The 19,314-nt window shown below is 30.6% G+C and carries 21 protein-coding genes and 2 pseudogenes; 3 read left to right on the top strand and 20 right to left on the bottom strand.

The features are described from left to right. Positions 1-387 precede the first annotated feature (387 nt). The 11 genes and pseudogenes from B5E75_RS02810 to B5E75_RS02760 all read right to left on the bottom strand — a co-directional run bounded on the left by B5E75_RS02810 (position 388) and on the right by B5E75_RS02760 (position 9,608). Complete coding sequence (locus B5E75_RS02810; protein WP_087357278.1) at positions 388-2,010, bottom strand: type I restriction-modification system subunit M; 1,623 nt, start codon at positions 2,008-2,010, stop codon at positions 388-390. Next, positions 2,000-2,557: a restriction endonuclease subunit S gene (locus tag B5E75_RS02805; RefSeq protein WP_087357277.1), complete on the bottom strand. Its 558-nt coding sequence runs from the start codon at positions 2,555-2,557 to the stop codon at positions 2,000-2,002. Before B5E75_RS02805 ends, B5E75_RS02810 begins: the two co-directional genes overlap by 11 nt. Positions 2,558-2,613: 56 nt before the next feature. Continuing rightward, positions 2,614-2,901, bottom strand: coding sequence for a DUF3892 domain-containing protein (locus tag B5E75_RS02800; protein WP_162607625.1), 288 nt, complete (start codon positions 2,899-2,901; stop codon positions 2,614-2,616). A gap of 235 nt (positions 2,902-3,136) precedes the next feature. Further along, positions 3,137-3,499 (bottom strand): TnpV protein, encoded by a 363-nt coding sequence (locus tag B5E75_RS02795; protein WP_087357275.1) that lies wholly within the window; start codon positions 3,497-3,499, stop codon positions 3,137-3,139. Positions 3,500-3,652: 153 nt separating this feature from the next. Further along, entirely contained in the window at positions 3,653-4,411 is a 759-nt protein-coding gene (gene istB / locus B5E75_RS02790) for an IS21-like element helper ATPase IstB (protein ID WP_087357274.1), read from the bottom strand. Continuing rightward, positions 4,408-5,720, bottom strand: a pseudogene (gene istA, locus B5E75_RS02785) (IS21 family transposase). The gene istB and the pseudogene istA overlap by 4 nt, the downstream one beginning before the upstream one ends. An 82-nt stretch (positions 5,721-5,802) precedes the next feature. Beyond that, positions 5,803-7,005 (bottom strand): relaxase/mobilization nuclease domain-containing protein, encoded by a 1,203-nt coding sequence (locus B5E75_RS02780; protein WP_087357273.1) that lies wholly within the window; start codon positions 7,003-7,005, stop codon positions 5,803-5,805. Between the two features lie 38 nt (positions 7,006-7,043). After that, a complete protein-coding gene (locus B5E75_RS02775; RefSeq protein WP_087357272.1) occupies positions 7,044-7,355 on the bottom strand; it encodes a plasmid mobilization protein in 312 nt (103 codons plus the stop codon). Between the two features lie 156 nt (positions 7,356-7,511). Next, positions 7,512-9,218, bottom strand: coding sequence for a bifunctional DNA primase/polymerase (locus tag B5E75_RS02770; protein WP_087357271.1), 1,707 nt, complete (start codon positions 9,216-9,218; stop codon positions 7,512-7,514). After that, on the bottom strand, positions 9,211-9,399 hold the full coding sequence (locus B5E75_RS02765) for a hypothetical protein (protein ID WP_029482170.1): 189 nt from the start codon (positions 9,397-9,399) through the stop codon (positions 9,211-9,213). Before B5E75_RS02765 ends, B5E75_RS02770 begins: the two co-directional genes overlap by 8 nt. Positions 9,400-9,404: 5 nt before the next feature. Then, positions 9,405-9,608 (bottom strand): helix-turn-helix domain-containing protein, encoded by a 204-nt coding sequence (locus tag B5E75_RS02760; protein ID WP_087357270.1) that lies wholly within the window; start codon positions 9,606-9,608, stop codon positions 9,405-9,407. A 190-nt stretch (positions 9,609-9,798) separates the two neighbouring features. Here B5E75_RS02760 and B5E75_RS02755 point away from each other — a divergent pair, with 190 nt between their 5' ends. Together B5E75_RS02755 and B5E75_RS02750 are read left to right on the top strand one after the other, a co-directional pair. Continuing rightward, on the top strand, positions 9,799-10,485 hold the full coding sequence (locus B5E75_RS02755; RefSeq protein WP_087357269.1) for a helix-turn-helix domain-containing protein: 687 nt from the start codon (positions 9,799-9,801) through the stop codon (positions 10,483-10,485). Between the two features lie 106 nt (positions 10,486-10,591). Next, positions 10,592-11,689: a tyrosine-type recombinase/integrase gene (locus B5E75_RS02750; RefSeq protein ID WP_087357268.1), complete on the top strand. Its 1,098-nt coding sequence runs from the start codon at positions 10,592-10,594 to the stop codon at positions 11,687-11,689. Positions 11,690-11,714: 25 nt separating this feature from the next. Here the strand turns inward: B5E75_RS02750 and rpsR are convergent, their stop codons facing one another. From rpsR to ychF, 8 genes and pseudogenes are all read right to left on the bottom strand, one after another. Then, complete coding sequence (gene rpsR, locus B5E75_RS02745) at positions 11,715-11,942, bottom strand: 30S ribosomal protein S18 (RefSeq protein ID WP_087357267.1); 228 nt, start codon at positions 11,940-11,942, stop codon at positions 11,715-11,717. A 14-nt stretch (positions 11,943-11,956) separates the two neighbouring features. Continuing rightward, the gene (gene ssb, locus B5E75_RS02740; RefSeq protein WP_087357266.1) at positions 11,957-12,412 is read right to left on the bottom strand and encodes a single-stranded DNA-binding protein; all 456 of its coding nucleotides are present in this window, start codon (positions 12,410-12,412) and stop codon (positions 11,957-11,959) included. A 13-nt stretch (positions 12,413-12,425) separates the two neighbouring features. After that, positions 12,426-12,713, bottom strand: a complete 288-nt coding sequence (rpsF, locus tag B5E75_RS02735) for a 30S ribosomal protein S6 (RefSeq protein ID WP_087357265.1) — start codon at positions 12,711-12,713, stop codon at positions 12,426-12,428. A 143-nt stretch (positions 12,714-12,856) separates the two neighbouring features. Further along, positions 12,857-13,192: pseudogene (locus tag B5E75_RS14805) on the bottom strand (DUF3788 family protein). Positions 13,193-13,298: 106 nt separating this feature from the next. Further along, positions 13,299-14,417: an SLC13 family permease gene (locus B5E75_RS02720; RefSeq protein WP_087357262.1), complete on the bottom strand. Its 1,119-nt coding sequence runs from the start codon at positions 14,415-14,417 to the stop codon at positions 13,299-13,301. A gap of 87 nt (positions 14,418-14,504) precedes the next feature. Further along, entirely contained in the window at positions 14,505-16,505 is a 2,001-nt protein-coding gene (locus B5E75_RS02715) for an AAA family ATPase (RefSeq protein WP_087357261.1), read from the bottom strand. A gap of 119 nt (positions 16,506-16,624) precedes the next feature. After that, positions 16,625-17,350 (bottom strand): class B sortase, encoded by a 726-nt coding sequence (gene srtB, locus B5E75_RS02710; protein ID WP_087357260.1) that lies wholly within the window; start codon positions 17,348-17,350, stop codon positions 16,625-16,627. Next, the gene (ychF, locus tag B5E75_RS02705; RefSeq protein ID WP_087357259.1) at positions 17,350-18,450 is read right to left on the bottom strand and encodes a redox-regulated ATPase YchF; all 1,101 of its coding nucleotides are present in this window, start codon (positions 18,448-18,450) and stop codon (positions 17,350-17,352) included. The genes srtB and ychF overlap by 1 nt, the downstream gene beginning before the upstream one ends. Positions 18,451-18,563: 113 nt before the next feature. Here ychF and B5E75_RS02700 point away from each other — a divergent pair, with 113 nt between their 5' ends. Continuing rightward, positions 18,564-18,884, top strand: a complete 321-nt coding sequence (locus tag B5E75_RS02700) for a putative heavy metal-binding protein (protein WP_087357258.1) — start codon at positions 18,564-18,566, stop codon at positions 18,882-18,884. A gap of 198 nt (positions 18,885-19,082) precedes the next feature. On the opposite strand, the gene B5E75_RS02695 is transcribed toward B5E75_RS02700, so the two are convergent. After that, a partial coding sequence (locus B5E75_RS02695) for an Hsp20 family protein (protein ID WP_143746938.1) occupies positions 19,083-19,314 on the bottom strand: 232 nt, incomplete at its 5' end.

Genomic DNA, 19,314 nt, shown 5'->3' with positions numbered 1-19,314 from the left:
AATTCCAATTAAAATACCCACAATCCCAATGACAGTGCCTACCACAAATGACACCCAGCAGAAAATTTCATTTTAGATTGCTAAATGCCACTTTACTTCTGTTAGTATGTCAAAATTAGCAACTATTTACTGCTGTCTTGTTTTAACAGCAAAATAGGTTTGACATACTGCAATGGCTTCCTTTTTTAGATTTTCTTTCATTACAATTAGATAGCACGCATATCAGGAAAGCATAATGTCATCGATTTTGCGTTCTGCTCCTGAACCGATCTCAACCATTTTACATATATAAGAACTACCCGCAGCTCTCTTGTATACCAAAATTCTTCGTACTCGTTTATATATTTAATGTTTTCAATAGTTTTTCACTATATGTCACAATATCAATCATAAACCAAGTTCCTTCATATATTGATTCATCTCTTTTTCAAGTGAAGCAATTTGAGTTTTAATCTCTGCAATTTCCTTGTTTACACTCTCCAAATCTATAAGTTCCTCTTCCTCAAAAGTATCCACATAGCGTGGAATATTCAGATTGTACTCATTTTCTTGAATTTCATTGAGAGTTGCAACATGACTGTATTTTTCTTGTTCTGCTGTTTCTTCTCCATTTATAAATGCCTTATAAGTATCAACTATTTTCTTGATGTCGTTCGGTTCTCCGTTCGAACCGTCACGCAATTTATTCTTTGCTTTTTCCTTTTTAAAATCTTTCGAAGCATCAACAAAAAGAACATCAGTTGTGGTACGCCCTTTTCTAAATACAACAATGCATGCAGGAATAGAAGTACCATAAAACAAATTTTCCGGCAACCCAATAACAGCATCAATCAGATTTTTCTCAATTATCGCTTGACGAATTCGTCCTTCAGATGCACCTCTGAACAAAACTCCGTGAGGAGCAACTGCCGCAATTCTTCCATTTCCGCTCATACTCGCAATCATATGGAGCAAAAATGCCCAGTCTCCCTTACTTGCCGGTGGTACACCTAAGTCAAATCGATGATGTCTATCAAGAGACGGCTCCATCTTAAACTCTTTTTTCTTACCCTTTTTAGTTGATTTAGCATTAGATTCATCTTCGTCAACTGAAACCTCACCGCCGGGGTTAAAACCTTCTGCCCATTTGTTCTTGCTAAAAGGCATATTAGCAACAATACAATCAAATTTCATAAGATTTCCATCGCTATCTAGGTGTTGAGGATTTGCGAGAGTATCTCCCCAAGCTATATGTGCATCTTTTATATCATGAATAAACATATTCATTCTTGCCATAGATATAGCTGAATTATTTACCTCTTGACCATATATTGAAACTTTGTCAAGTCCTCCTTTTTTTGCTGCTCTAATAAGCAAAGAGCCAGATCCACAAGTAGGATCATATATACGGTCTTTTTCCTGTGGAGATACAATTTGCGCCATAACCTCTGATACTTGCTGTGGAGTAAAGAAACTTCCTGCTTTTTTCCCAGCCATAGTTGCAAATTCACCTATCATATATTCATAAGCATCTCCTACAACATCAGCTGGAACTTCATTATCCTTCGTTTCAATATGGCTAGGTCTTAAATCTAAATCAGCAAAATCTTCAAGTAACGTCCTTAAAAGTGGATTCTTTTGCTCTTTCTTGCCCAAATTAGCTTCGCTATTAAAATCAATGCCTCTAAAAATTCCAGACAAAATCGCATTTGTGCTCTCAATTCCAGTTAAAGCTTCACTAATTTTAGATCCTATGTCTACAGAAAATTTATTTTTTAACAAATAATTAAATGTATATTCCTCTTTAAGGACAAAAGGAAGATTAGAAATTTGTCTTTCTAGTCGAAGCCCTTCATATTCTTTCTTTAGATTTTCTACACTTTCTTCAAAAGTATCACTTAAATATTTTACAAACAACATAGACAAGACATAATCTTTATAATTAGAAGCATCAATATTATCTCTAAATGTATTTGCACCTGCCCACAAAGCATTTTTGATATCTTCAAAAGTTGTTTTTTTAGTTGACATTTTGCTCTCCTCCATTCACCAATTCACTTAAAATCCCTTTTACTTTAATAAACTCTAACTCATTTAACCTTGTTTTTAATTTATAAACTTCAATACTTTTATGCCACAAATCGCCAATTGCTTTTTGCCTTTTTATAGAAAGGATTGGAACCTCTATCTCTTCTAAATCATTTCTTCCAATAGACGGGATTTTTGCTCCAGATAGAGATTGAGTAATCTTTGAAATTTCTTTGTTAAGAATATAAGCAAGATATTTAGATTCAACAGATACTGCCGAAATTATTATCAAATTTCCAGAAGCATACGTATCCTCATCAATCTCATCAATATAATTTACAAATGAAGGACTTACTCTTTTTATAAGAATATCTCCTTTATGTACTTTTGTATCTTTATTAACTCGAACCCTATCATCAAAAACAAAATTATCTATGACATTATTCTCCAATAAATTAATTGGCGTTATTATTTTATGTTTTTCGTCTGAAATCACTTTTTGTGATAAACAAAATTTTATTTTAGCCACATCTTTTAATTTCTTTTTCATCAAACCACCTTCGCAAAAAAAGACCAATCGATGCTGAGCTTCATTGGTCTATTTTTTTAAAATCTAGGGAGAGAGCCCAAATTATCAGCCTTAATATTATTGGAATCAGTTCTCAAATAGCTATTATCTACTACTCTCACATCTTCGCCAACAACCCAGCCTTTCCATGAATTATAATATTTAGTTTTTGTACTGTTAGGATTTTTGTTAATAAAATCAATCAACTCACTTTTAGTACAAATGTTTGTGGCAGGTTGCGACAAAGTATTTGTCCATTTCAAGTGTGAAATCACTTCAAAACCATATATATTTTTTTCATAATGTACTGCATCAATATAGACCATAAACCAAGGTCCTCCTTTCATTTTATATTGACAAATGCAGCATCTTTTAATAAAATGAATGTGTGTTATAGTATCGCAAGATGCTAAGCTCTATGTCCTTACTCAGCCTTGGGATATAGAGCTTTTTCATTTGACAAAATCATTATCACATATTTTTCAAAAAAAATCAAGTGTAAGTATGTTACACTTGATTTTTTTGAAAAAACAGGTCTTTTTCCTATATTTATACTATAAATCACCAGATCAAAATCAAATACTTATATTCATCTATTAACATATTCTTAGCAAAATATTTGATATCATTCATTTCCTTCACCCACTTCATTTGATCTTGTTTCTTTAATTCTTCTGTTATATTTCTTGATATTTTGTATTGTTCAACAAAGGTTTCATATTGTTGATTTAACTCTTTATCAAAACGAATCAATTCTTCATTCAGTTCGTCTCTTACTCGTAAAGCAAGGTAATGTCCTGGATGTTTTTCTTTTAATATTCTTAGATATTCTCTTCCAAATCTTGATAAATTGGGTAAAGGTCTTTCTTGTTTTAATGATGGAAACTCATAATCTCCTACTTTGTTATATTTGATCTTTTTCATTGTCATTTCCCTCCTATCTTGCATCTCTTTGTTTAATTTTCTTCTGTGCTATTCTTTCAATATTATAAATGTCAATATAATTTTGTACAAAAATGATCATTTATGATGTACAATTGTGTTCCTTCTCAATATAATCAAGAGCATTTTTAAGTATTAGGATTCCTCTTCATTTGGCTTCATTTGATCTTTTAATCGATAGGATTTACCCGTTATAGTTACCACGTGCGCGTGATGAAGGATTCTGTCTAAAATAGCGTTTGCCATGACCACATCACAGAAGACTTCATCCCACTCACTAAAATTGATATTTGTAGTTAATATCGTGCTTCTTTTTTCATAACGTCTATCTATCAATTGAAAAAACAATTTCGCATCATCTTTATTAATCGGAAGATAGCCAAGTTCATCTATGATCAGTACTTTATATTTGGTAAAATGGCGAAGTCTATCTTCCAATCTGTTCTCGTTATTTGCTTTCTTCAATTGTTGAATAAGATTATGACATTTGATGAAATATGTACTATTTCTACGCTTTGCCGCGGCAATGCCTATACTTACAGCCAGGTGTGTTTTACCTACACCACTATTACCCAGAAATACGATGTTTTCACAATTCTCGATGAATCTGAGTGTCTCAAAATCCAATATCTGCTGTTTGTTTATTGATGACTGAAAATCAAAATCAAAATCCCTTAATTCTTTATGATGAGGAAATGCCCCTACCTTAACCATTGACTTGACCATATTCTTTTCTCTATGATCGATTTCTATCTGCGTCAATTTGATCAATCCTTCTGTAAAAGATAGATTGTTTCTGGTTATATAATCCAACATCTCATCTAAATTTTCATTCATTTGACTTAACTTCAAGTAATTCAGGTTATTTTTCAATTGCATATATGTACTACTCATTGTATATTTCTCCTATCAAATTTAAATTTGCCTTGGCTAATTGTTTGATTTCATCCGAACTGTCTTTAAAACTTACTTCATATATTTTTTGATAATGTTCTTCATGATAATTATATTTTGATTGAGATATTTGATGAATTGTTATAAGTCTTGTGTTAGAATACACATGTATATAATCATCAAATATCTGTAGTTTCACTGTTTTACCAATATATTCTGGTGGTGCGGAATATTTATTACCTTTATAGGAAAACAAACTCTGTGAATCTACTTTTACTGGTCTAATGGTGATTTTATACTGATTTCTTATCTTTTCTTGTGGTAAAGGAGATAAGAAATCTTTTTCTTTTTGGATATGAAGTTTCGGAATTTTTCCTATTTCACTGTGCACCTGGCAATTATTTCTTTCATTGATTTCCATTACTTTTTCATTCAGTTGTGCATAGTTCAGCTTCCCATTATAAGCATATAGTTCATCCCATAATTTCATTGGCGCTTCAACCTTCCCTTTACTCCATGGTTTTCCGGCAATACAAGGTTTCACTATAAAGCCATAATCATCCGCAAACTGTTGAAACTTTGCATTGACCTTTCCACTCGAATATTCTGTTCTTGCCTCATCCATGACTGTTTTCATATTATCGGTTTTTAAGATGTCAGGCACACCACCAGCTGCTTCAAATGCCTGATCAAGATAATGAAATAGAGCACCCTGCTTTTTTGTAAGTGAGATGAAATTAATCCTATATCTTGAATAGGAATATACAAGTGCAAAGATATTTAATTCAATAACCTCACCTGTGCTTAAGGTATAATGCATATTTTCCTTCCAATCCAATTGTGCCTCAACTCCCATACCAGTCTCTCTTTTGATTGACCGATGATTTGTCATATTGTTTCTAATTTTACCATTTACTGTCCTGTTTGTTCTGCCATTAAAGTATTTATCAAATTCCTCATGCTGGCTGATCCACTTTCTAAAATGGGAAGCTGAGCACTCTAATCCATGATTATCTTTTAGATATTGCCATAAAACTCTTTTATAAAAGAAAACCTGAGTATTTTGATTGATCAGCAAGTCATATATTATTTGATAAAAATTATCTAACTTACTTTTTCTTTCTCTTTTCTTTGGCTTAGTATAACCATTCATATATTTATCAATCAATCTTCTATCTACACCAAGCTCTCGGGCAATTTGTGATTTATTTATTTTCAATTTTAACTCCTCTACTAATACTTTCAATTTTGGTAAATCAAGCAAACAATTAATCTCAATACTTGAACTAACTGTTAAATTCATAATCATAATATAACCTCCAATAAAAACTGAATTATTATATTATGTTGAATTGATTTTGTACATTTTTATATGATCGTTTTTGTACATATTAATAGTAGCATTTATAAATATCTTTATCAAAGCTACGATTCCTGATGTTCTCACACGCTTTGATTTGAAGCCTTAGCTTCTTGATTTCTGATGTAAATAACTTGGCTCTTGCTGACCATTCTTCTTTTTCATCCTTCGTTCTTGCTCGTTGTCGTTGATAATAACACCCTTGTCTTTGTTTTAATAAGTCATTGAGTTCATCTTGTTTTTGTTGTTGATAGCCATTTAATTGATCGATATCTTCTATCTTGTTCTTGGCAAGAAGTTCGATTTCTCTTGAATATTGATCCATTTTCTTGAGTGCTTGTCTTGCTTCTTTGGATATATGTTGCTTTCTTGTAGGTAAGATATTGATCGAAATAAGATAAGCAACATGGATTCCTGCAAGTTTTGGTAACTGTTTTCTTCTATAAAGTTGATAGTATTCCTTACACCGATAATAACTTTTTGTATGTTCAACGTTTTGAGGAAGGATCCATTTATCGGTCAATCTTTCTTCAATTTCATCAAGATGATATCTTTCTCCTAATGACTTTAGATATATCGGTTCATTACAATACGGATGATAAACGACATCTTCTCCATCGATTCTTTCGAACTCATACCCTTTCTTTTTCATATTATCCTTTAAATCCCTAATACAATTACTTTCCTTTACAAGAGCATCAATATCTTTTTTAATGTCATTCATATAGGTTTTCATGATATGATAATTCAACTTTTTTGAATCGTAGGATGGATCTTCGATAATAGATAATCCGTATTCTTTACATAGTTCATCGGACTTATTTCTCATGTTCCAGTAATCTTTTTTAGTATTACAGAACCGTTTTCCATCGATGAATGAAGTTGAATTTAATAAGATATGATTGTGAATATGGTCTTTATCTAGGTGTGTGCTAACGACAACTTCATAACGATTTCCAAATACTTTTTGTGCTAACTTTACTCCAATTTCATGTGCAATATTTGCATCGACCTCACCTATTTTAAATGACTGATAACCATGAAACGCTACGATTCTTTTATGATCATGGAACAATTTCTTGGTCATCTGCATCGATTTTAATGGATCAAATGCATCACAATTAAGACAAGTTTCATACTGTTTTTGTTTGATCTTATTATCTTGGCTGATGTAATCCAAGAGCGTTTGCATCGTCTTTTTTTCATCTTCGACATAATTGATGGCGTTATCCAAACGATCCCGGATAGCCCAAATTGATGTTACTGCTTTGATCAGCCCCTTACTTTTTCATCAAGATTCTTGATCATCTGTCTTAATTCTTCGATTGTTACCTCAATGATTTTTGGAGATATTTCTTGTCTATTATTCAACGTTCTAGCAATCTGATTTAAATTATTACCGATATGATTGAACTCATTTTTTAACTTATAATACTCTAGATCAGGTGGTACTTTTATCTCTTTACCTAATATACAAGCTCTAGAAAATGCTTCTCTACTTAATTTTGTTTTTCTTAATTTCTTAACTAACGTTTCAAATTCATCGTCATTGAATCGTATCTTTATTTCATGATTTCTTTTCATATGAACCTCCAATCTTGCTGGTCATACCAGCTTATGATGTTGTATTTTGGGGACAAAATACGTTGCTTGCTAATACATAAAATATTAAATTTAACTTATTTAAGGAGTGACGGTGTGACGGTCAAAAGGTATTGTCAGACAACTGTCACACTGTCACTAAATTTCTTCATTTCCATGATATCTTAAACAAATTGGTCTTGCTTTATTTTGTCGTGGTTGCTTCTCGTAAGAGATAAATGTTGACTCTAGGATAGTACTGTTTTTTGCTAGTAAAGCTTGAAGCTGTCTTCCTGTCAGCGAAAGTGAAAGAATGGATGACAAATCTTCATGAGAACCAATAAATTCTTTTTTTCGAATGATAAAATTAATAACTTTCATAACATTCTCATCAACATCACCATCATCCTCATTTTCAGTGATTTCTAAAATCATACTATCATTTTGTAATAGTGTTATTTCATCATCCGGTATATCTTTCCCTTGTATTGCTAACTGACGTATCTTGGATAAATGGTTTTTCTTATACATAACAAGGATCGAATCAGACCCGGCTGTTAAACCTCTACTTCCATAGATTGAATCAAAAGGATGATTGACATCTACCTCTTTTTTTACATGTGTTATTAAGATAATCGCAATATGATATTTACAAGCTAATTCATGATAAGCTGTCGCTTCAGCATACTCACTATCATAGTATCTATCTTTTGATTTTCTTATCTTATGGAATGTATCAACCACTACAAGTTTTAAATCTGCATTTCTTTGAAGCTCTTGTTCAATTCTTAATTCTAAATCATACAAATGATTCGGCTTTAGAATATCAATAACAAATTTATCATTTGGGTCTACTTGCATTCTTTGCAATCTTTTTTTGATTTTTGTCTTTTTATCTTCAAAGGCAAGATAGACCGCTGTTCCTTTTTGTACTTTCCTTCCTAAGAAATTTTTACCTTCTACAATAGCATCACATAGCTGCAATCCAAAAAAAGTTTTTCCTGATTTTTGTGGTGCACCTAAAAGAGTTAGGCCTACCGATATCATATTTTCAACAATATCATCTTCATCATCATCTTTAGAAGCATAAAGTTGTGTTAAAGTAAACGATCCTTCATACTTTTTTTCATTTCGTAATTGAACTATACCCTTTTTATACTTTAGTGTACTTTGAATAATACGTTCTATTTCTTGGATTCCCAATGATGGTTGACATTTTGCTTCATTCTCTTTTTTAATACATTCTTTGATGGCTTCATCACTAAAACCTTTTTGTTGTAAGAAACACGCCATACGAAATAGATAATCGTTCCTACATCCTTCATTAACGATATCTTGACTTGTAAATGAACTCTCTCCGTTTTCTTTATGTCTATTTAAAAAGTTTCGTAATGCATCATTTATTTTTGCAACCGGTTCTTTATTAACAAACTGATATTTATTACCATCTATCATACTTGGCGGTGCTACAATGTAGCCACCTTTTCCTCGTATATCAATACCATCATACAATCCTGTACGTGTTTTAACTTCTTGACTATCATCATAATAGTAAAGATGAAATCCCCCTGAGGGAGATTTCACCATTTTTGTGGTAGGTAATTCTTTTCCATATTGTTTTAAAGATTCAATTCCATTATGTTGATTTTTTATATCAACATCTATAACAAATAGTTTTTCGCCCGTTACGATACCAATATTATATTGTGGATTTGTATCCCACCAATATTCAATAGTATCTGGATTCGTGGTTGCTTCTTTTATCCATGAATGAAGAACTTGCTTTCCTTTACTGTTTGGCGCCAGTGGAAAGACTCGTAGCCCTTCTTTAGCATAGGCTAGTGCACTTTCTTTTAAACTAGGCATGTGTTCCACCATACCACTTTTCATTAAAATATCTTGCAGGGACTTTACCAGAAATAACTAAATATCCTTGTTCTTCTAGATAATCATTCATCTCTCTCATCACTGCATAAGCTTTACTTTTACTAACTCCTAATAATTTAATTACATCGTATACATCATAATAACTTTTTTCAATTTCCATAATTTCTATTCTCCTTCTTTTAATATACTATCAATACTTACATCTAACGCATCAGCAATTTGTCCGATAGTTTTGAGTTGCCCAATCCTTTGACCTCTTAATATTGCAGAGATCGTACTATAAGACAAGTTGTTGATTTTACAAAACTCCTTTACCGATAATTGACGTTCTATCAGTAATATTTTAATTCTTGTTGAATCAATCTTCATATTTCCACCTCCTTTTATACCCAATTTGAGTTATTTTCAATTAAATAATAGCATATATTAGGTTGTTGTCAATATAAATAACTCATTTTAAATAATTTTCATATATTTTTATTCAAAATGAGTTATATTTATTTACAAGTTGTACAAATTTGATATAATTAACTCAAGAAAGGAGGTTAAATACATATATATGGCTACTTTTTCAGATATATTAGCAAGAGAACGTAAGAAAAAAGGTCTATCTAAAGCCGAGTTAGCCAGACGGCTCAATATCCCTTATACAACTTATCAAAATTATGAAAATGGTCGTGAACCAAAAATAGATGTTATCAAACAAATATCTGATGAACTCTCTATTTGTCCGAGCATATTTTTTGACTTAGAGAATACTGATTTTCTTTTTGATCATAGCTACCATCCTGTACAACACGACGAACTAAATGATATTTTATTGTACGATTCTGGTAAATTCTTTGACATGAAAGAAAATTTTGATAAAGAACATGAAAAAATAGAAGATTATGAGATAGATATTTACACAAATTTTGATGAATTCTATACATTACTAAAGGATTTTCGCAAACTCTCTTTTGTTTCTGTTAATCAGTCTCAATTTGAACAATTGCGTAATGATGCTTATCTTCTCATTAATAGAAGTTTACAAGATGCTCAATACCAATATCAAAAAGTTGTATATGAATCTCAATTTATGAATGAAGAAACAATTAATCAATATAAAGCAAATAATCCAAATTATAAGAAAGATATTATTTACAAAGTTCTCTTTACAAACAAAGAATTAGACCTTGATTTAGAAGATGATCAATCAATTGATACGATGTATCGTGTCGCATTAAAAAAATATTACAGTAAATAAAAAAAGCACTCCAGCGCCAACTAGAGTGCACAGCATGAAAAAGAATTACCTACCACAGCAATCATTTTTCATGCTCCAATTTTAACATGAAAAGGAGCGAAATACAATGCCAACATATTATGATAAGAAAACCAAAACTTGGTTTTGTAAGTTTTATTATACTGATTATAAAGGTGAGAAAAAACAAAAGAAAAAAAGAGGATTCAAATTACAACGTGAAGCTAAAGAGTTTGAACGACATTTTCTAGAACAACAAAGTACAGATCTTAATATGTCATTTGAGAACTTTGTAAAACTTTACCAAGATGATATGTCGCCTCGACTGAAACCAAAGACATTACATGTTAAAAACAATATTATCGAGAAAAAGATTCTTCCTTTTTTTAAACAATATCAAATGAACGAGGTTACTGCCATAATAATAAGACGATGGCAAAATGAGCTTATAAGCCAAAACTATTCTGAAGCCTATTTAAAAAAGATAAATGGAATACTAAATGCCATTTTTAATCACGCTACAAAATATTATGACTTAAAAACGAATCCTTGTACTAAAGCTGGAAGCATTGGTAGCCATAAAAGCAAAAAAATGCAAATTTGTACTATCGATGAAATGAAAACTTTATTAGAAAACGTACAAGACTATAATGATTACACTATATTCTCTACTCTTTTTTACACAGGTATGAGAAAGGATGAATTGTTTGCATTACAAAAAAAAGATATAGATTTAGATAAAGGAGTTATTCACATTACAAAATCATATCAACGTATTAATAAAAAGGATGTCATTACATCTCCTAAAACGCACAATAGCTATAGGGATGTTAGTATTCCACAATTCCTTGTAGATATTATTAAGCAATATATTGATAATCTCTATAAGCCAAAGGATGATGATTATATTTTTATGAATCATTACACAAAAGCTAGAGGGCGATTGAAATATGCACAAAGAAAAGCAAATCTTAATCCTGAGTTTACCATCCATTCCTTTAGACATAGTCATGTTTCCATGCTTATTGAATTAGGTTATAGTGCACTCATGATAGCAGAACGTATAGGTGATACCGTTGAAACAACATTAAAAACTTACAGTCATTTATACCCTGATAAACAAATTCATCTCGTTAATAAGCTTGATGAATTAAACAATAGTACCAAATTAGTACCAGAAACTCCTCAAGAAACAAAAAAACCTTGATTTTATCAAGGTTTTTTAATACTTATTATTCACCAACGTATGGTAATAAAGCCATTTGTCTAGCTCTTTTGATTGCTACTGCTAATTGTCTTTGGTATTTAGCACTTGTACCAGTTACACGTCTAGGAATGATTTTCCCATTAGCAGATATAAATCTTTTTAATAATTCAACATCTTTGTAATCAATGTAATCAATCTTGTTTTTTGTAAAATAGCAAACTTTTTTTCTAGGTCTTTGTCTTTTGAATGCCATAAACCATTTCCTCCTTAAAATTGAATATCATCTTCCATGATATCAAATGAATCAAAAGAATTATCAAAATCTTTCTCTAATTCTACTGTCTTCATATCATAGAAGTTATCTTGTGATACTTGTGGTTGTTGTTGCTGTGCTCTTTCTCTGGCAGCTCTTGTTTCCAAAAACTGTACACTATCACAAACAACTTCAACAACATATACTTTTTGACCTTGAGCATTATCATAGCTACGTGAACGAAGTCTTCCTTCAACACCTACTAATGATCCTTTAGAACAATATTTTGCTACATTTTCAGCAACTTTATTCCAGACAACACAGTTAATATAATCTGCTTGTTGTCCATCTGCCGAATTATAGTTACGATTAAGTGCTAAAGTGAAACTTGTTACAGAAGCACCAGTATTTGTTGTTCTTAGCTCAGGATCTCTTGTCATTCTTCCAACTAATACAACACGATTAATCATCAGAACTCACCTCTTATTTAGATTTTCTAAGAGTCATATGACGGATAACGTTTGCGTTGATACGTGAAATACGTTCAAATTCAGAAATGTTTGCAGGAGTTGTTGTTGTATCAATAACAACATAGTATCCTTTTTTGTAATCCTGAATTTCATAAGCAAAATCACGTAATCCCCATTCGTTGACATTATCTACAGTTCCTTCACCATTTGTTAAAATGTTTTTGAAGTTTTCGATTAATGCATTTCTTGTTTCTTCTTCAACGTCAGGTTTTACAATAAACATGATTTCGTATTTATTCATCTTTTTACCTCCTCCTATGGTCTAATGGTCTATATTCTTCATATAGACAGGCAGTAAATATATTACATGCAAAAAAGTTTATACCATAAATCCACCTTTTTGTCAATAAGTAACGGTATAATCAAAATAATTTTACTTCACAATCACTTTATTTTTCTATCAGCTCTTATATGCAATATTGTTTTTAAATCTTCATAGACTTGATTTTTATCTTCTACATCAATCATTAACCATTTTTGATAATTCCCTTCCTTTGTATGCATATAAATGTCTTGAATACGTATATCCATTGTCGGTAACAATTTTTCAAACAGTTCTTTTTCTTTTGGTCCAATCACAACCATGACAGTCAAAAATCCCTATCGTGGATAAACCGTACATATCGAATGACTCCCTTTTTTAAATTTCACATTCCAGCCATGTTCCCAGCTACAATGGCTGAACTCATACTGTGGCTTTGCATGAAATTCATTTTCCATATATAAGTATCATTCATCCCACAATGTATTATGGATATATTGACTAATCATAGATAAAGTTGGTACACATTCCTGTGAATCTCTATCAAACATACTCCTTCACTCCTTATACAATCAACAAAAATATTTCTGCTGCAATCACTAATACAATTAAATCAATGATATTATATTTTGTAAAAGACATAAAATAACGTTTTTTATATTGCGGATAAATACGTGTTATATACTTATAAGATATAAGCGAAGCCATTGAAGCAATGAATGTTCCTAACCCTCCAATATTGACACCTATCAATAAATCATAAACATTCTTTGTAAATCCAGATAATAATATTGCTGTTGGAACATTAGAAAATACTTGTGAACAAATAACACTGATAATCATTTCATAACCATTGACAATCTGATTTAAAAATTGTGCAATCATATCTATATTCTTTAAATTTCCTATAAAAATAAAGAAACCAACAAATGTCAACAATAATAAATAATCTACTTTTACGATGGTTTTATAGTCCATAAAACCACATACAATCATTATAACAGGTAATAAATAAAAAATACTTAAAAGATGCAAAACACTTAAAATACATAATACAAATAAAATCATATAAATCCATAGATAAGTGATATTCGTATCTTCTTTTTGATAAATCTTTGGTGTTTCAATGGATTGATTTCTATGCATAAATATATGTATCAATAAAAGTATCAAAGATAACATGACAAATGGTAAAATCATTATCATAAAATGACTCAAGGACATATCAAAATAAGTATACAAGAAAAGATTTTGTGGATTTCCTATTGGTGTACACATACTCCCTAAATTAGCAGCTAAAGTTTGTAAAACAACGATATGAACGACTCTTTCTTCCATCCTTAATATTTTTAAAACAACAATTGTTAGAGGAACAAAAGTAATTAATGCAACATCATTTGTTATTAACATACTCAATAAAAAACATAATCCTACAAGCAATAAGTCTAATTGTCTGGTTGTTTTGATTTTCTTCATAAAAAAGATAGCAATCTGTTGAAATAATTGGATATTTTGCAAACCATTCACTATAACCATTAAACAAAATAATAAAGCTAAAGTTGTATAATCAATATATCCTAAATACTCAAAAGAAGGTTTCACAAAAAAGCAAGATAAGATAGCTAAAATCCAAGCTATCATTAAAACCGTATCTTTCTTTATGATTCCCCATATTCTCCTCATTTCTTTCACCTCACGAAATCCTATTTTAGCATAAATAACCTAACTATCAATTTCTTTTCATGCAAAAAGTGCCACTTCACAATGGCACTATCTATTTCTAGAAACAAGATACTTCTTCATTTCTTTTAAAAGCGTTCTTGCTCCTTGTTGACAATCATAATTTGTTAAAATATCTTTAATCATACAATCTGTTAAAGGGATTGGAGTTTGATTTAAAAGAATTTGTTGAAGATGTTGTTTTTGTAATGGTTGATATTCAATAATTTCATCTATACGATTTAAAAATTCTTTAGAAAAGAACGATTCTAAATATTGGTGTGATTGAAGTTTCTTTTTAAAACCTACCACAGGTTGATTTTGTCTTGTAATATTAGATGTCATCATAATAATAGTATCTTTAAAAGAAAGAATATGATGTTGATGATCCTTTAAAATACCTTCATCAAAGACTTGTAAAAATAAATGTATAACTTGTGGATGGGCTTTTTCAATTTCATCTAATAAAACGATACTATCGGGATATAAAATCATATCATGAAATAAAAAAGATTGCTGATCAAAACCAATATAACCTGGAGAAGACCCTATAAGTTTGTTGACACTAGTTGCATCACTATATTCTGACATATCTAATTTGATAAAGTGTTTATGCAAAGTTTTCGCTAGAATCTTTGCTGTTTCGGTTTTTCCAACACCACTGCTTCCTGTTAATAAATAAACACCTTTAGGACGATGTGAATGAGGATATTGAGCAAGTGATTCTAAAGATTCTACCAATTGATGAATTGCTTCCTGTTGTCCAATAATATGTTGATGAAGTGTCTGTTCAATATCAAGATAAGAACTTTCTTGTAAACAACTTCCTGAAATTTCTTCTATCACTTTTTCAATATGACATGTCTGTAAAACCTGTTCGTTTTGAAATATAGCTTTGACACAAGATAAATCCAAAACATCTAAGGCTTTATCTGGAAAAACACGTGAAAGTAAATATTGATCGCAAAGGTCTATAATTTCATCAAGTCGTTCATTGGGGATATGAATATGATGATAATTTTCATATTGCTTTTTAAGTCCTAAAAGAATATCTTTGGTTTCTTCTTTTGTATTTTCATTGATTTTCAATATTGAAAAACGTCTGTTCATCGCTTGATCTTTTTCAAAGTATTGATAATATTCTTCAATGGTTGTCGCTCCAATCAAAGTTAAATCCTTTCTTGCTAAAAAAGGTTTTAAAATATTAGATGCATCAATAGCTCCTTCAGCTCCTCCAGCCCCTATTAAATTATGAATTTCATCTATAAATAAAATTGCATCTTTAGCTTGAATGACCTTATCAATTAATTTTTTGAATTTTTCTTCAAATTCTCCACGATACTTTGTTCCAGCAACAATACTTGATAAACTTAATTCATAAATCACTTTGTTTTGTAATAAGGCAGGAACTTCTTTTTGATTAATCTTATATGCCAGTTTTTCCACTAATGCTGTCTTTCCTACACCGGCTTTACCAATCAATAAAACATTATTCTTTTCTTTCTTACAAAGCGTTAAAAAAAGTTGTTCTAACTCCTGTTCCCTTCCAATCATCAAACGATTTTCGTTTTTTACACGTTCATTAAAATTAATTAATTCATGTATTTTATCTAATTCATAAAGAAGGGATTGTTTTTCACTTAATTTTTCTTTTAACTGATTAAATGAAACATGATATTTGTTTAATAATTCTACAGCAACACTTTCTCTTTGCAATAGTAAAGCCAAACATAAAGTATTGATTGTCACTTTACTTTCTTTTCTTTCATGTGTGAGACGAATAGCTTCTTCTAATATCTTTTTTACAACTTCACTATATTCCATATAAAAAGGTTGAATATCTTTTTTGCCAAACAACCTGACTATATCTTTATAAATGACATCATCATCAACATGATAGGTTTTTAACATTTTTGTTAAAGGGATTTCTTTCATTTTTAATACTGATAATAAAAGATGCTCACTTCCTACATGACTATGCCCCAAATCAAACGCTATACTTTCAGCAATAACAATGGCTTTTTGTGCCTGTTCATGAAATTGTGTAAGCATATGACACCTCTTTTCCTTTCTATCATATGAACTCTATTTGAAATTATTAACGTTTTCTTTATATTTAATCATTTTATTATTTTGCATTATTTACCAAAAAAAGAGATAATGCTTCAACATTACCTCTTTACATTTTCTTTTAACTGTCCATAAACAACATATCTATTTTCAGTTCCAGTATAACATGTACTTAACATAATCATATTGACTTGTTTTTCACTGACATTTTGATAAACAGAAGCTTCACTCTTGACTTGATTCATATATTTTTGATAATCAATACCTTTTTGATATAAATCACTTCTTGAATCAATGACCGCAGAAGCTACACCTTGATAAATATTAATACTTCCATCTGGTAAGTAAATATAAATATTTTGGTGTTCATTAAAATAATCTTTTTCTACGAAGTATCTTAAATCATGAAAACGAGAACCATTTTTCATATTATGTCCATAGATAATTGTATTATCATCACTAAAATCTCTTGAATTGATTTCATCAATAAAAAGATTTCCTGCCGTATTTGCTTTCATATATAAATCTGTACGTAAATATGTATCATTATTTTCCCCTTTAAGAATAGGCTCATCAATCTTTGTATCTGGAATATATAACCATCCTATCACATCTGAATTGATATTTTGAAGTTCTTCAAAATTAATAACACGTTTTAATGGATCATTTTCATCTTCTTTGGGTTCTTCTACATATTTTGTAATAAGTTCTGTACTCTCTTTTTCAATAGTATAATAATTATAGAATATCTTTCCCAATTGAAAAGCTGAAAAAAGAAAAACACATATACAAACAACAAGTAATATTCTTCTAATAATCTTTTTCATTAAACATTAAACTTGAAGAACATAATATCACCATCATGCCCTACATATTGTTTTCCTTCCTGACGAATTTTTCCAGCTTCTCTTAAAGCATGTTCACTACCATATTCCATTAAATCATCATAGCTATATGTTTCTGCTTTAATAAATCCTCTTTGGAAATCAGTATGAATAATTCCTGCCATTTCTGGTGCCAGCATACCTTTTTTAAAGGTCCAGGCTCTGACTTCATCTGCTCCAGCGGTAAAGAAAGTATTTAAACCTAGCAAAGCATAAGCTTCTTTAATTAACTTATCTAAACCACTTTCATCAATACCTAAATCATCCAAGAACATCTGTTTTTCTTCTTTATCTAAACCAACAAGTTCACTTTCAATCTTGGCACAGATAGGAACAACATCACAGTTTTCTTTTTCAGCATATTCTTTTAATTGAACATAATAAGGATTACTTTCTGGATTTTCTAAATCTTCTTCTCCAAGATTAGCTACATAAATTAAAGGCTTCATTGTCAATAATGTGTATTGTTTAACAATATCCATTTCCTCTTTAGAAAAAGATAATACTCTCGCTGGTTTTCCAGCTTCTAAAGTTTCTTTTAAAGGTTCTAAAACTTCCATTTCAGCCTTTGCTTCTTTATCACCAGATTTAGCTTTCTTTTCAATTTTACCAATACGCTTTTCCACTGTTTCCAAATCAGCAAAAATCAATTCTAAATTGATTGTTTCCACATCTCTAACAGGATCTACATCCCCATCTACATGAGTAATATCTTTATCTCTAAAACAACGAACAACTTCACAAATTGCATCTGTTTCACGAATGTTTGCTAAAAACTTATTTCCTAAACCTTCTCCACGACTTGCTCCTTTGACCAAACCTGCAATATCAGTAAATTCAAATGTTGTAGGAATTGTCTTTTTAGGATTGAAAATCTTTGTTAATTCATCTAAACGATAATCAGGAACTTCCACAACACCTACATTAGGATCAATTGTCGCAAATGGATAGTTTGCTGCTTCAACCTGTGCATTTGTAATTGCATTAAATAATGTTGACTTACCCACATTAGGAAGTCCAACAATTCCGGCTGTTAATGCCATCTTTTCATCACTCCTTAACTCCATTCCATTTTAGCGAAAAATTATTAAAAAGGCAATTCTTATTCATATCTTTTCCAAACAAATATGATATATTAAAGTTAGGAGGCGAGAATATGATTTTAACAACAACTCCTTCTATTGAAGGAAAAGAAATTATGGAATACAAAGGAATTGTTTTTGGTGAAGTGATTTCTGGTATTAATTTTATCAAAGATTTCACGGCTGGTTTATCTAATATCTTTGGTGGCAGATCAGCAACATATGAAAATGAACTTTTGGAAGCCAGAGAAAAAGCATTACAGGAATTAGAAGAACGTGCTCGTGAAAAAGGGGCAAATGCTGTAGTGGGTATTGATGTTGATTATGAAGTTTTAGGTGCTGATAATGGCATGTTAATGGTGACAGTATCTGGAACTGCTGTGATTGTCAGATAACCAAAAAGATTCCTTCAAAATGAAAGGAATCTTTTTATTTATAAAAAGTGGTTGCCCACTTGGTTATCAGTATAAAGAATGTTAAATGTGGAGAGAAAACCTGATAACTGCTTATAATATATAAACTTTTTTTCTTATCTACTATCTCATTACCTAAAGTTTTGATTAAGAATAAGTAAAGCAGGGATTTTTCCCTGCTTAGTCAATCATGATTGTGTTGTTGTTTTCAATGACTTTCATATCCTGTTTTGGAATTGAAATTCTTAAAACACCATCTTCAAATTTTGCTTTAATATCACTCTGTGGAACATTTTCTCCTACATAGAAGCTTCGACTCATGCTTCCTGCGTATCTTTCCTGTCGGATATATTGTCCATCTTTATTCTTTTCATCTTTATTCAAGTTCTTCTTAGCTGAGATTGTCAAATAT

It is taken from the genome of Massiliimicrobium timonense, from assembly GCF_002160865.1.
GTDB lineage: Bacteria > Bacillota_I > Bacilli_A > Erysipelotrichales > Coprobacillaceae > Allocoprobacillus.
Note: the sequence above shows the minus strand (reverse complement) of the source record. Positions and strands in the feature narration are given on the sequence as shown.

Bases quoted from the DNA above. Each gene is read 5' to 3' on its own strand.
- B5E75_RS02715 (WP_087357261.1), bottom strand. From the start codon at position 16,505: ATGCTTACACAATTTCATGAACAGGCACAAAAAGCCATTGTTATTGCT.
- B5E75_RS02755 (WP_087357269.1), top strand. From the start codon at position 9,799: ATGGCTACTTTTTCAGATATATTAGCAAGAGAACGTAAGAAAAAAGGT.
- B5E75_RS02760 (WP_087357270.1), bottom strand. From the start codon at position 9,608: ATGAAGATTGATTCAACAAGAATTAAAATATTACTGATAGAACGTCAA.
- B5E75_RS02810 (WP_087357278.1), bottom strand. From the start codon at position 2,010: ATGTCAACTAAAAAAACAACTTTTGAAGATATCAAAAATGCTTTGTGG.
- B5E75_RS02700 (WP_087357258.1), top strand. From the start codon at position 18,564: ATGATTTTAACAACAACTCCTTCTATTGAAGGAAAAGAAATTATGGAA.
- ssb (WP_087357266.1), bottom strand. From the start codon at position 12,412: ATGATTAATCGTGTTGTATTAGTTGGAAGAATGACAAGAGATCCTGAG.
- B5E75_RS02800 (WP_162607625.1), bottom strand. From the start codon at position 2,901: ATGGTCTATATTGATGCAGTACATTATGAAAAAAATATATATGGTTTT.
- srtB (WP_087357260.1), bottom strand. From the start codon at position 17,350: ATGAAAAAGATTATTAGAAGAATATTACTTGTTGTTTGTATATGTGTT.
- B5E75_RS02795 (WP_087357275.1), bottom strand. From the start codon at position 3,499: ATGAAAAAGATCAAATATAACAAAGTAGGAGATTATGAGTTTCCATCA.
- istB (WP_087357274.1), bottom strand. From the start codon at position 4,411: ATGAGTAGTACATATATGCAATTGAAAAATAACCTGAATTACTTGAAG.
- B5E75_RS02765 (WP_029482170.1), bottom strand. From the start codon at position 9,399: ATGGAAATTGAAAAAAGTTATTATGATGTATACGATGTAATTAAATTA.
- B5E75_RS02720 (WP_087357262.1), bottom strand. From the start codon at position 14,417: ATGAGGAGAATATGGGGAATCATAAAGAAAGATACGGTTTTAATGATA.
- B5E75_RS02805 (WP_087357277.1), bottom strand. From the start codon at position 2,557: ATGAAAAAGAAATTAAAAGATGTGGCTAAAATAAAATTTTGTTTATCA.
- B5E75_RS02750 (WP_087357268.1), top strand. From the start codon at position 10,592: ATGCCAACATATTATGATAAGAAAACCAAAACTTGGTTTTGTAAGTTT.
- rpsR (WP_087357267.1), bottom strand. From the start codon at position 11,942: ATGGCATTCAAAAGACAAAGACCTAGAAAAAAAGTTTGCTATTTTACA.
- B5E75_RS02770 (WP_087357271.1), bottom strand. From the start codon at position 9,218: ATGCCTAGTTTAAAAGAAAGTGCACTAGCCTATGCTAAAGAAGGGCTA.
- ychF (WP_087357259.1), bottom strand. From the start codon at position 18,450: ATGGCATTAACAGCCGGAATTGTTGGACTTCCTAATGTGGGTAAGTCA.
- rpsF (WP_087357265.1), bottom strand. From the start codon at position 12,713: ATGAATAAATACGAAATCATGTTTATTGTAAAACCTGACGTTGAAGAA.
- B5E75_RS02775 (WP_087357272.1), bottom strand. From the start codon at position 7,355: ATGAAAAGAAATCATGAAATAAAGATACGATTCAATGACGATGAATTT.